This window comes from Sediminibacterium sp. (assembly GCF_030695065.1).
Taxonomy (GTDB): domain Bacteria; phylum Bacteroidota; class Bacteroidia; order Chitinophagales; family Chitinophagaceae; genus Sediminibacterium.
Window position 1 is genome coordinate 1 of the sequence record NZ_JAUYTR010000006.1, and the last position, 13,934, is coordinate 13,934.

Annotated in this window: 4 protein-coding genes and 1 rRNA gene; 4 read left to right on the forward strand and 1 reads right to left on the reverse strand. The window is 36.7% G+C overall.

Annotated features, from left to right (window positions below):
• The first annotated feature begins 22 nt into the window (after positions 1 to 22).
• Together rrf and Q8S25_RS01265 are read left to right on the forward strand one after the other, a co-directional pair.
• Positions 23 to 133 (forward strand): 5S ribosomal RNA (rrf, locus tag Q8S25_RS01260).
• 109 nt (positions 134 to 242) lie between these two features.
• A complete protein-coding gene (locus Q8S25_RS01265; RefSeq protein ID WP_305534095.1) occupies positions 243 to 2,306 on the forward strand; it encodes a tetratricopeptide repeat-containing sensor histidine kinase in 2,064 nt (687 codons plus the stop codon).
• Here Q8S25_RS01265 and Q8S25_RS01270 read toward each other — a convergent pair.
• Positions 2,298 to 3,050, reverse strand: coding sequence for a LytTR family DNA-binding domain-containing protein (locus tag Q8S25_RS01270; protein ID WP_305534097.1), 753 nt, complete (start codon positions 3,048 to 3,050; stop codon positions 2,298 to 2,300). The two genes, Q8S25_RS01265 and Q8S25_RS01270, sit on opposite strands and share 9 nt — an antisense overlap.
• Positions 3,051 to 3,268: 218 nt before the next feature.
• On the opposite strand from Q8S25_RS01270, the gene Q8S25_RS01275 reads away from it, so the two are divergent.
• Together Q8S25_RS01275 and porV are read left to right on the forward strand one after the other, a co-directional pair.
• Positions 3,269 to 12,523, forward strand: a complete 9,255-nt coding sequence (locus Q8S25_RS01275; protein ID WP_305534099.1) for an FG-GAP-like repeat-containing protein — start codon at positions 3,269 to 3,271, stop codon at positions 12,521 to 12,523.
• A 37-nt stretch (positions 12,524 to 12,560) separates the two neighbouring features.
• Positions 12,561 to 13,679 (forward strand): type IX secretion system outer membrane channel protein PorV, encoded by a 1,119-nt coding sequence (gene porV / locus Q8S25_RS01280; protein ID WP_305534101.1) that lies wholly within the window; start codon positions 12,561 to 12,563, stop codon positions 13,677 to 13,679.
• Positions 13,680 to 13,934: the final 255 nt, after the last annotated feature.

Genomic DNA, 13,934 nt, shown 5'->3' on the forward strand with positions numbered 1-13,934 from the left:
GAATAAAATCAACTAAACTCTTTATGGTGGTTTTGCCGGGGGTGTTCACCTCTTCCCATTCCGAACAGAGAAGTTAAGTCCCCCATGGCCGATGGTACTCGCATCTAGCTGGGAGAGTAGGTAGCTGCCATATTTATTGAATGCCTTTCTTATTAATTTAAGAGAGGCATTTTTGTTTTTATACGTCAATGGTCTTTGGTCATTTTGAGATGTAAAGGCATTTGTTGTATTTTTAAATTGTCATGACAATTATCTCTGTAAAGTGTATCCTCCCCATTCTACTCCTTTCCCTGTTATTCACTGGTTGCACTAATACAATAGATAAAGCAAAAGCAGATATTGAAAAAGAAATACTCGCTGGCGAGGTATATATTAGGCCAGTTAAAGAGTTATTTACAAAAGGAGAACTTAATCAAGTTTCTACTTGCTTCTCCCAAATAAGTAAAAACCCGGCTCTAACACCTGTTATGAAATTAATGGGGTATTCTTATGTTTATTATACGTTCGAAAGAATGGACCGATTCGATTCTGCAATTATGTACCAGGATTCTTGTATAACTGTTATAGAAAAATTAGGCTTAGAAAAAATAATGCCATCACAATATGCTGGGTATTTATTAGCCAAATCTGCAAGCTTATTTAAATTACATCAACCCGAAGAAGCCAATGACCTTTTTTATAAAGCAAAGCTGTTTAATGAAAAATATAATAATCAATCGAACCAATTTGTCATTGTTGATAAACTAGCATACGTAGCATACCGGCAGCATAATTTCAAGGAGTCGCTTCAGAATTTTCAACAATTATTGATTTTCCAAAATCAAATTGAGTCGAACAATTTTTATAGAAAAGCTGAAATAATTAGCAATATTGGCCTCTGTTTTTATAATATGAAGTTATACGATTCTGCCATAGCTGAATACGTAAAAGCGCTTCATCTTCTTGATAATAACGCCTATAAAATAACACATTATATTAAAGATTCAGCCGAAAGCTATAAGGCCTATAAGACTTCTAAGGGGGTTGTTTTAGGTAATATGGCAAAAGTATACACCGAAATTGGAAAGCTAGACTCTGCTATTATCTTGAGTAAACAAAGTATTCTTCTAAACAATACTAAACATGGTGAGCAACGCGATGCACAAATGGTTGCTGTTAGATTAATAGATGTATATATTAAAAAGAAAAATTGGCAAGCAGCAAAGGAATTACTTAACCAAGTACAACATACTCTAGAAAGTTTACCCGATGAAAATGCAAGAATGAACTGGTACAGACAAAATGCTGCAGTTCTAGAAGCAGATGGAAAATTAGAAAATGCTTACTATCATTTTAAAGAATACAATAGAATAAGCGACTCCATAAAAAACTATCAAATTAAAGATGCTGAAAATAATATAATAAAAGATTTAAGAATTAAAAATCAAGAAGCCGATCTATCATTACTTAAAAAAGGCAATCAACTAAATAAATTGTATTTATTGGTAACCATTGGTATAATTACAATGGCAGTAATAATCATAGCTTTGGTTTTTATTAACTATAAAAAGTCAAAAGCTATTAATAGCGTCCTATCAAAATTAAATGCAGCAATCAATCAACAAAAAACAGCATTAGAAAAAGCAAATGCCGATAAAGATCGGGTAATGAATGTTGTAGCTCACGATTTAAGAAACCCTATTGGAGCCATTGCAAATTTTTTGGACATTGTACAAGTTAAATATGAACATTCTGCTGATGAAACAAAAATTTTAAATAATAGTCAACAAGCAGCCGTAAGATCTTTACATTTAATTAACGACTTGTTAGAAGTTAATCAGATGCAGTCTGGCGATTTAGAATTGTATAGTTCGCCTATTGATGCAGTGCAATTGGTACAACAAGCAATAGGGGAAGTTCAATATAAAACAGTTGCAAAAAATCAAACTATTGTTTTTGAAACAGCTATTCCACAGGTCATCATTAATATTGATGGAGAAAAAATAAAACGAGTTTTGGTGAACTTGTTAGACAATGCTATTAAGTTCAGTTATTTAAATACCAAAATTGAAGTGAACTTGTATAAGTATGACAGTCACATTCTTATTTTAATTAAAGATAATGGAATGGGTATTCCAGCAAATATTATGGAACATCTATTTGATAATGCCATTGCTATTAAAAGAAAAGGGACCAATAATGAACCATCCAACGGATTTGGGTTATCTATTTGTAAGCAAATAGTGGAGATACATAAGGGGATACTTAAAGTGGAAAGCGATGAAGGAAAAGGAACTTTATTTACAATAGAGTTATCCTTAACCTAATATTTTTAATCGATGTTTTACCTCTTTCATAAAAGAAGAAGTAATAGTAATTTTTTTAAGCGGGGTAATAATTTCTTCTTCAATAATTTCTGTTATAAAAGACAACTGCACCACTTCAGAACGATTTACCTGTAAAAAATTATGTTGCAATGAAATGGGTACTTGAAATTTTAAGGTCATGGCTAAGGAGCTGCGAATATAATATTCAGTTTTATCTATTAAAGTGAGAATAGTATAGTTATCGGAAGATGTAAGTACCAATACATCTTTCCAGTCAATCCGTTTTAATTTATTACGATTCTTGATAAAGAAGAAGTCTGCTTCAGGTTGAGACTTAAAGGCAGGTTCTTGTTTTGCCGTATAGTTTTGTATTGCAGATTGAATGCAGGCAAATAAGGTAGCTGGACTGGCAGGTTTTTGTAAATAAGCAGCAGGCTTGGCTTTTACCGCTTCAGCAACAATAAGTTTATCTGAAATTCCTGTTATAAAAATATAAGGAATACGGTACATATTATGCAGCATAGTTCCAATTTCAATACCACTTCTGCTTCCATTAAGGTCAATATCTACTAAGGCAATATCAAAATTTTCTCGGTTCAATAAAACAAGGGCAGTTTCAACGGAGTGCGCTACCCCTTTAATATTGAAACCAAATTCCTCTAATGTAAATACCATGCTTTCAGCACTAATAGGGTCGTCTTCAATTATTAGTATTTGAATTGGCTGTTCTTCAACTTGTTCCATTGGAAGATAATTATAGCTGCAAAGTACGAATCATTCTGATGGGGTATATTTTTTCGTCACCAAGAAAGGGTGGTTTCGGCTTCAAGAATAGGCTGTTTCAGTCCCAGCGCAAAAAAAGGGAATTCCTTACTAAATATATTCATCTTATCAACTGCTGTAATTAATGATAAAATTATCCAGTTGATTCAATTTAATGATACTGAATAATTTCTTTAATTATGAGAAATACGATTACATCTATTTTACTACTATTTATTTTTTTTAGTATCTACTCAAAAACTGCCGCACAAACAGCTCCCCAAAGCCCCGATTTTGCAATAAGATTCGGTACCAATTCACCAAATTATAGTCAAGGAGTTTGGGATGTGCATGTTGATAATGCGGGTAATACTTATGCAGGTGGGAATTTTAATGGAACATCCAATTTTAATCCGTCTGGTACAGCAATCAATCTAACTGCGTTCAGTTTGTATGCAGATGGTTATGTTGCAAAATATAATAGCAGTGGTATAGCACAATGGGTGATTCCCATTACAACTCAAAATACCGGAGGAGCTAGCACTAATAATAGTAATTATGTATCAGGGGTAACTACAGACGTTAGTGGTAATGTATATGTAACTGGTTTCTTTTATGGTACTGTAGATTTTGATCCCTCATTAACAACCAATAATTTAACTTCTGCTGGAGCTGGCGATATCTTTATTGCAAAATATAATAGTAATGGACAATACCAGTGGGCATATAGAGTTGGCGGTACTAGTAATGATATTGGTGTAAGGGTTAAACTTGACGGAAATGGGAATGTTTTTGTTGCCGGAAAATTTGGTTCTACTAGTATGCAAGCAAATACTACTGGTACTGGTTCGCCAATTACTCTAACTAATACAACTACTAATGGGGCTAATGATGTTTTTATATTAAAATATACTTTAAATGGGGTTTTTCAACAAGCAGTTAGCTATGGTGGTGCTAGCAATGATGATGCTTATGATTTAGCTATTGATGGAAACAACAATGTTTTTCTTGCTGGTTCGTTCGCGGGTACTGTAAGCGTCAACAGTTTATCAATAACTTCAAACGGTAACTACGATGCATATTTACTAAAAACTAATAATGATTTAACAGCTCAGTTCTTATTCAACTTAGGTGGCACTGGGGCCGATAAAGTTGAAACCATAGCTATTGATGGTAATAATGATGTAATTATTGCTGGAAATCTGAGTGGGGCAGCAGGAACAAGTTTTGATGTGAATCCTTCTCCATCGCAGGTTAATACTATAACAAATTCTGTTACTGCGGTAGAAGTATTTGTAGCTAAGTATGGCAATGATGGCAGTTATAAATGGGCGATTGCAATGTCTGGCTCTGCATCACATAATTCAAGACCTTTAGGACTAGGAACCGATGCATGCAACAATGTTGTTTTAGGAGGCGCATTTACCGGAACTATTAATTTTAATCCTAGTGGTGCAGGAGGTTCTTTCACCGCAACTTCTTCTTGGGGTGCTGCAGTTGCAAAATTCTCTGAAGCAGGAAATTTTTTGTGGGGATTTATAGTAACTGCAGCTTCTGTAAGTACTTATAGGTTAGCTTATAATAAAACTATTAATAAATATGCAATTGGCGGCGATTTAAGAACCAGTACAACCTACCCCAATGCTGATTTTGACCCAACAAGCGGGTCTAACAATTTAAGTTCATTTAATTCAACTCATGGTGCAGCTATGTTGGCTTTATACCCAGATCCAGGTAATGTGATTCCAACAATTACATTAGGAAGTGTAGCAAATGTTGCTACATCGGCCACCAGTTTTAATTTACCTTATTCTGCAACTACAGCTGGGGCTAACCAGTATTCCATAACAACTTCAGCGCCAACACCAATGAATGGATTTACAACTGTAAATAATAGTAGTTTAGTTACCAGCCCAATAAATGTTACTATACCTGCGAGCCCAGCAAACACGTACAATTTTAACTTAACTGTAAAGAACAGTACCACTAGTTGTATGAGTGTAAACAACCCGTTTACTGTTACGGTAAGTGCTGCTGCATCTCCACCCACCATCACATCTTTCACTCCTTCAACTGCAAAACCGGGTGATGCAGTAACAATAATTGGCACCAATTTTAATTCCACTACTACTAACAATATTGTATTCTTTGGTGCAACACGTGCAACAGTAACAGCAGCTACTGCTACTAGTTTAACGGTGACTGTACCAATTGGTGCAACCTACGCACCAATTAGTGTTTTGAATACAGGTAGTAATTTATCGGCTTTAAGTTTAAATAGTTTCACACCCATTTTCAGCCCTGCTAAAACCAATATAAGTTCGCTTGATTTTTCGCCAAAGCAAGATTTTGCAACAGCATCTGCTTCTTTCACTTTAGCAATTGCTGATATAGATGGAGATGGAAAATCGGATATAGTTGCTTCAAACTACAATTCAAACTCCATTTCTCTTTACAGGAATACTTCAACATCTGGTAGTTTAACAACAAATAGTTTTGCACCCAAAGTTGATTTCACAACTGGTAACGGCCCATGGTTTTTAACTATTAATGATTTAAATGGAGATGGTAAGCCAGACATCATTATTGCAAATATTAATGCAAGTACTATTTCAATCTTTAAAAACACCTCCACATCTGGGGTGATAGATGCGAATAGTTTTGCCAGTAAAGTAGATATTAGTGTTGGAACTGCACCTTCCTCTATTGCAGTGGGTGATTTAGACGGTGATGGCAAACCAGACTTGGCTATAGTAAACAATATCTCTAACTCCAACACAATTTCAATTCTTCGAAATTTAAGTACTGGAAATATTGATGTTGGTAGTTTTAGTTCGAGAGTAACATTTTCAACTGGTACACTTCCGTCAGCTGTGGCTTTATTAGATGTAGATGGTGATGGAAAACTAGATTTGGCTGTTACCAATCAAACATCTAATTCTGTTTCTATTTTTCGCAATAATGCTAGTAGTGGAAGTATTACTACCAACAGCTTTGAATCCAAAGTTGACTTTCCAACAGCATCAAATCCTCGTTATTTAGCTGTTGGTGATTTTGATGGTGATGGTAAATCGGATATAGTAGTTCCCAACATGAATTCAAATACAGTCTCTGTTTTTCGTAACACAGCTTCAAGTGGAGTTATTAACACCAATAGCTTTGCTGCAAAAGTAGATTTTACGGCAGGTAACAGTCCTTATTTGGCTGCAATAGGTGATTTAAATGGTGACGGAAAACAAGATATAGCAGTATCTAATAATGGGTCAAGTTTTGTTTCAGTATTTCAAAATACTAGTAGCGGGAATAACATTATTAGTTTTGCTTCAAAAGTAGATTTTGCAAGTGCTGGTTCAACAAGATCAGTAGCAATAGGAGACTTAGATGGTGATGGCATGCCTGATTTGGCTGCTGCAAGTGGAGCTAATAGTTTTATATCCGTTTTTCGGAATACTGTTATACCTTCAACTCCTCCACCCATCATCACATCCTTCACACCATTAAGTGCCAAACCTGGTGATGTAGTAACAATAACTGGAACCAATTTCAATACAACTCCTGCAAATAATATTGTGTTCTTTGGTGCAACACGTGCAACTGTAACAGCATCAACTGCAACTCAGTTAACAGTTACTGTACCAGCAGGGGCAACTTATGGCCCTATTACAGAATTAAATACAGGTTCTAGTTTGGCGGCATATAGCTTAAGTAATTTCAACCCAATTTACAGCCCAGCAAAAACCGAAATTACTACAACTGATTTTTCACCTAGAGTGGATTTTGCAGCTGGAACTAGCCCTGCTGCAGTAGCAATAGGGGATTTGGATGGAGATGGCAAGCCCGACATGGTGGTGCTTAATCGAATTTCAAATTTGGTATCAGTCTATCGCAGCACTTCTACTAGTGGCAGCATTGTTAGCGGTAGTTTTGCTGATAAAGTAGATTTCACTACGGGAACTGATCCTCGATCAATAGCTATAGGAGATTTGGATGGAGATGGCAAGCCCGACTTGGCCGTGGCAAATCAAACATCCAAATCGGTTTCTGTATTACGTAATACCTCTACTAGTGGCAGCATAGGTTCTGGTAGTTTTGCTGCAAAAGTAGATTTCGCAACGGGTGCAAATGCTCCAAATCATGTAGCTATAAATGATTTAGATGGAGATGGTAAGCTAGATTTGGTAGTAGCTGGCGGATCCGTATTGCGTAATACTTCTACCATCGGCACAGTTAGTTTTGCTGCCAAACAAGATTTTAATACTGGAACTGGTGCTTTTTCAGTAGTCATAGGAGATTTAGACGGAGATGGCAAGCCCGATTTAGCGGTGACGAATTTTAGTTCAACTTCGGTGTCGGTATTTCGTAACATATCTACCAGTGGCACGGTTAGTTTTGCTACTAAAGTAGATTTTCCAACAGGAGCCCAGCCTCGAACAATAGCTATAGGAGATTTGGATGGAGATGGAAAGCCCGATTTAGCGGTGTCAAACCAAGGTACAGCTTCGGTGTCAGTGTTACGTAACATCTCTACCAGTGGTACAGTTAATTTTGCTACAAAATACGATCTTACTACTGGAAATACTCCTATTTCATTAGCTATAGGAGATTTAGATGGAGATGGCAAGCCCGATTTGGCTGTAACTAATTATACTCAATCTTCGTTGTCAGTATTTAGAAACATATCTACTATTGGTAGTATTGGTAGTGGAAGTTTTGCAGATAAAGTAGATTTCACATCATTAGCCAACCCTTATTTTGTTACAATAGGAGATTTGGACGGAGATGGCAAGCCAGATTTGGTGGCTGGTTATTTCTCTGTTTCTTTTGTATCAGTAATTCGCAATACCGAAATCCCTCCTCCATCAATTACATCCGCAACTTTTGATGCGTCTACAGGTGTATTGGTAGTAACAGGAGTTAGTTTAACTGCATTTACGGGTGCTAACAACGACATAGATGTTTCCAAAATTACCTTAACAGGTCAAGGGGGCTCCACTTATACTTTAACAACGGCTAATGTAGAAATCACTAATGCTACTAGCTTTAGTGTAACGTTAAATGCAACAGACAGAGCTGCATTGGTTTCAATTTTAAATAAAAATGGCACTTCGTCTCAGAGTGCCACTACATATAATTTAGCTGCAGCTGCAAATTGGTTGACAGCTTCTGCGGGTAATGCAGATTTAACTGGTAATGCAATTACAGTAAGCAAAATTGCTACAATTACTTCATCAGGTACATTAACTGCTATAAATACAAATGCAGGAACAGCCTCTGCTAATACAAGCTTTACAATCAGCGGAGCAGATATGGCGGCGGGTATTTTAATAACTCCGCCATCAGGGTTTGAGTTAAGTACCAGCGCTAATGGTCCGTTTACTTCTACTTTAACTGTTGGAGCAGCAGGAGCTATTGCAACTACTACTGTTTATGTTCGATTAGCAGCAACAACTGCAGCAGGAACTTATAGTGGTAATATTGTATTAAGTAGCTTAGGTGCTGCTAGTGTTAATATTGCTACCATCAGTAGCACAGTAACTGCAGTTCCACTTATTACTAGCACCAATAATTTTACTTCTTTTACAACTTGTGCAGGCATTGTTTCTACAGAACAATTGTTTACTGTAAGGGGGCAATTCTTAACTGCTGATTTGGTGATAACAGCACCAACCGGTTTTGAAATTTCCCAAGCTGTACTAGGAACTGGTGGTGCTGTTATAGCTAGTACAGGCTCATATTCTAATAGCATAACTTTAACAAGAACTGCTGACAATGTGCCAAGTACATCCTTATTTATTCGTTTAAGTACTAGTGCTGTTAGTACTACAACTGCAGGTAATATATCATGCACCACTACAGGAGGTACAACTGTAAATATACCAATGGTGGCAACTATTTCAACAAGCCCAGTGGCACCTAGTATTTCAGCAGCTAGTTCTTTATCTGTGTGTGCAGGTAACTCGGTTGCATTAACATCTACTTTGGGAACAACAGGCAATGCACTTGCATGGTTTAGAAATGGTGTTTCCATAAATAATACAATTACAACTTATAATGCATCAATAGCTGGTTCCTATACTACTGTTGAAACTTCTAGTAATGGTTGTGCAAGTAATCCTAGTATTGCAGCTGTTGTTGTAGTGAATGCTGTTCCAGAAGCAACTATTACACAAGGTTCTCAACTAGCATTTAATAATTGTGAAACTACTAGTGTTAATCTTAATGCCAATACTGGCACTGGTTTAACTTATCAGTGGCGTTTAAATGAAGTAGATATTGTTGGTGCAAATGCATCAACTTATGCAGTAAAACAGGCGGGTAATTATACAGTAAGAGTTAGTAACTCAAGTAATTGTTCAATAGAGTCTACTGTAACCAATGTAGTTACAGTACCTTCTGCCACTGTAACAGGAGCCACTAATGTATGTGCTGGAAGTACAGTTTCTTTAACTGCCAATGCAACAGGATTTGCCAATCCAACTTATCAATGGTTAAAAGATGGTGCAGTCATCAACAATGCCACTGCTGCTAGTTTTGGTGCAACACAAACGGGTAGTTATTCTGTTCGTATTACAAGTGGAACACTAGTATCTACTTCATGCCCAGTAAGTATAACTGTAAATCCATTACCATTAGTAACTATTGCTGCAGCTCCAAGTAATAGTGTTTGTGTAGGCACATCTGCTGCTTTAAATGCAACAAGCGCAACTGCAACTAGTTATCAATGGTTTAATGGAACATCAGCCATTGCTGCTGCAACTGGTTTAAGTTTAGCTATTACAGAAAGCGGCACTTATACTGTAAAAGTAACCGATGCCAATGGATGTGTAAGTACAAGTGATGCTTCAACTGTAGCAGTAAATTCACTGCCAATCATTGCTGCTATTAGCGGAGCCAATCAAGTAAATATAGGTTCAAACATTACATTATTTAATACCACAAGTGGAGGTGTTTGGTCTTCTAATAATAGCGCTATCGCTACTATCAATACAAGTACAGGATTATTGAATGCCATAAGTGCTGGTTCTGTTAAAGTACTATACACTGTTCAAAACGCCAATGGTTGTAGTAGTTTTGTTAGCACTACTATTTTAGTGAATTCACTTAGTTCAAAACCAACTATTAGTACCAACACTAGTACTAGTTTTTGTGCTGGCTCTTCAGTAATACTTACTTCTAGTGCATCAACATTTAATCAATGGTATAAAGATGGGGTAGTTATTGGTGGTGCTAATGGGTTAACTTACACAGCAACACAAACGGGTGTATATACTTTAGCTGCCGGGATAGATCAAGTATTAAGTGATGGTATTCAAGTAACTGTAAATCCATTACCAACTGCAACAATTATGCAAGGTGCAGAATTAGCCTTCACTGATTGCGCTTCCTCATTTGTAAATATAACTGCCAATTCTTTTGTAGGTGCCACATATCAGTGGCTCAATGCAATGGGTAATATTCTTAATGCAACCAATCAACAATATGCTGTTACTGAAGCAGGAAATTATAGTGTAAGAATAACCGATGCTAATGGTTGTATTTCAACTTCAGGTATTACTAAAGTTGCTGCATTGCCAACAGCATCAGTAACTGGCAGCACAATTGTATGTGAAGGAACACCAGTATCATTAAGTGTTGATCAATTTGGATATAGTTCACCTACTTTCCAATGGAAAAATGCGGGTGTTGATGTTAGCGGTGCTACAAGTGCCAACTTTAATCCTGCAGTTTCAGGAACATATACTGTTGCAGTTACAGATAACGCCATTACTTCAACATCATGTCCAATTGCCATCACAGTAAATCCATTGCCTACAGGCAGTATTATTGCATCCACTATTACACCAGTATGTGTAGGCACTCCAATTACTTTAACTGCAACGCCTGGCAATGCTAGCACTTACCAATGGTTTAATACGGGTAATGGAATTGCAAATGCAACCAATAATAATTATATAGCCAATGCTTCTGGAACGTATAGTGTGGGTATTACAGATGCCAATGGTTGTTTCAATACCATCGGATCAACTACTGTAACAATCAATGCTATACCTATTGTAGGGGACATTGTTGGTGAACAAAATATTTGCGTCAATACCAATGTCAATTTTACTAATCCAACAACTGGTGGTTTATGGAGTAGTAGCAACACGGCAGTTGCAACTGTTGATCAGTTTGGATTAGTTCGTGGAGTAAGTGCAGGTACTGCAACTATTAGTTATACTGTAACATCCAATAGTTGTGCTACAACTGTTACTAGAACTGTTACAGTAACAGCTGGGGTATCTATTACAACTCAACCAACTGCAAGTATTTCTCAGTGTGTTGGAACAAACGCATCTATTAGCGTTGTTGCAACAGGAAATAATTTAACCTATCAATGGTTTAAAAATGGAACGGTAATTAATGGTGCAACCACAAGTAGTTACAGTGACAATAATTTAGTGGCATCCGATGCTGGTAACTATACAGTAGTTGTTTCTAGTACTTGTGGATCTGTAACAAGTATCTCTAGCGTATGGACAGTAAATGCTTTCCCCGAAGTTACATTAACTGGAACGCAACAAGTATGTATTGGCTTAACTACAGTTTTCGCATCAACCACAACAGGAGGTGTATGGAGTAGTAATAATACAAATGTAGCAACAGTTAATGCTGCTGGTATTATTACTGGCGTGAGCGGAGGAACAGCAACCATTAGCTATACCGTTACAAACACAAGCGGTTGTATAACAAATGTTTCAAGAGATCTTATTGTTAACCAAACGGTAGCTGTTCCGAGTATTGGTGGTCCTAACGCAGTGTGTACTGGTGTTACTGATGTATTTACAAATGCTGTTGCAGGGGGAGTATGGACTTCGAATAACTTAGCCCTCGCAACTATTACTGGTGGCGGAGTGTTCAGTGCAATCAATGGAGGTGTTGTTAATATTACATACACAGTTACAACTGCTGCAGGTTGTATTAGTAGTGCTACCAAACAGGTAATACTTACCACAACACCTGCTAAGCCAACTATTACAAGAGACTTTAGTAGTAATTTGGTTAGCAGCTATAATGGAACCAACCGATGGTTTAATGTATCTAATAACTTAAATATTAATACAAGTACCAGTTCATACAATCCAACCACCGATGGAAGATATAAAGTACAAGGCGTTAACAACGGTTGTATTGGCGAGTGGAGCGATGAGTTTGTATACACAACCAGCAGCATCGGTACACTTTATCCAAATCCTGCAAACACGTATACCATTGCATCAATCGTGAGCGATAAATTTCAATCAGTTGTGTTGCAACTTACCGATGTAACGGGTAAAGTATTAGAAGAGATACCTGTTACATTAAACAATGGTCAAAACCCAATACGCATCAATACTACTAGACTCGCTAAAGGTGTCTATATGTTAGTGATTAAAGGAACCAAATTGACTTACCAGCAATTAATTAAAGAGTAAGTCTAATTAATAGTAAGCACTCATTAAAAACAAGCACATGAAAAAACAACTCATCATAATTATTTTAATCAGTTCATTTGCCACTGGTGTTACTGCCCAAAATAATATCATAACAACAGGGGTTCCTTACATGAGAATTGGTGCAGACGCTAGGGCAGGAGGGATGGGAGATGTTGGGGTTGCTACTAGTGCTGATGCTGCTAGTATTTTTTGGAATAGTGCTAAATCTTTATTTGCAAGCAAGCCCTTACATATTGGGTTAAACTACACTTCCTGGTTCAGAGAAGTGGGTGCGAATGATATTTATTTAATGTCTACTAGTGGGTATAAAAAAATTAATGATCAATCTAGCATTACAGGGGGCATTCGGTATTTTAGCCAGGGAACTATTAAAGTGACCAGCCCAAGTGGAGACATACTGTCTGTTTATCGTCCAAGAGATTGGGATCTTAGTTTTGGTTATAACAGAAAAGTAAATGCTAAATTAGGTATTGGCGTTACACTTAGATATATAAACAGCAATCTATCTGCAGGGGGTAATGGCAGTTCTGGCTTTTATGCCAAGAGCACAAATACTGTGGCCGGAGACATTTCATTATTCTATAAAGGAGAGAATGAAAAAGGTGCAGGTCTCAATTGGGGTTTAAATATTAGTAACCTCGGGGCTAAAATGTCTTACAAGAATACGGCTTCTACCGATAAGGATTATCTTCCTGCCAATTTAGCTTTGGGCGGCAATTACAATTGGGTATTAAATGAAAAGAGCAAGTTTAGTTTAGCAATAGACGTAAATAAATTGTTAGTGCCAATTTTCCCCCAAGCAAGCGGTAATAGTACCACAGACTCATTAAATATGATTGAGTACCGAAAAGGGACAGTGGTGAATAGTTGGTTTAAATCGTTCAGTGATGGTGGTGGTTTTTTCAATTCTTTAAGTTATTCTATTGGGGCTGAATTTAATTACAATCATTTATTTGCTGCGAGAATAGGCTATTATACCGAAGACAAAAACCGTGGCAATAGAAAATTCTTTTCTGCAGGGCTTAGTGTATATTATAATAAGACAGGATTGCATTTGTCTTATTTGGTACCAACAGCAAATAGTAATCGAAATATTTTGGCCAATACCATTCGATTAGGGTTGGTATTTGAATAAATTACTTCAACTATTTTTAATTCAGACCTTTGTTAATACACAGTCTGTGCATATTTCTAATTTAATTTAGAAATAATCAACATTTTGATTTGTCAATTAAGATAAACTCCCTACATTTGCATCCCGCTTAACAAAAAGGGGATGTTCTTTAAAGGTTTTAGGAGAGGGGATGAAGAAAAAAAGGCGAATAAAATTTTGAAAAAAGTTTGCTAGTTTAAAAAAGGTTTGTATCTTCGCCGCCCGTTCGGGAAAAGA

What these genes read in the sequence shown, in the direction of transcription:
- Q8S25_RS01265 (WP_305534095.1), top strand. Translation starts at nt 243, where the DNA reads ATGACAATTATCTCTGTAAAGTGTATCCTCCCCATTCTACTCCTTTCC.
- Q8S25_RS01270 (WP_305534097.1), bottom strand. Translation starts at nt 3,050, where the DNA reads ATGGAACAAGTTGAAGAACAGCCAATTCAAATACTAATAATTGAAGAC.
- Q8S25_RS01275 (WP_305534099.1), top strand. Translation starts at nt 3,269, where the DNA reads ATGAGAAATACGATTACATCTATTTTACTACTATTTATTTTTTTTAGT.
- porV (WP_305534101.1), top strand. Translation starts at nt 12,561, where the DNA reads ATGAAAAAACAACTCATCATAATTATTTTAATCAGTTCATTTGCCACT.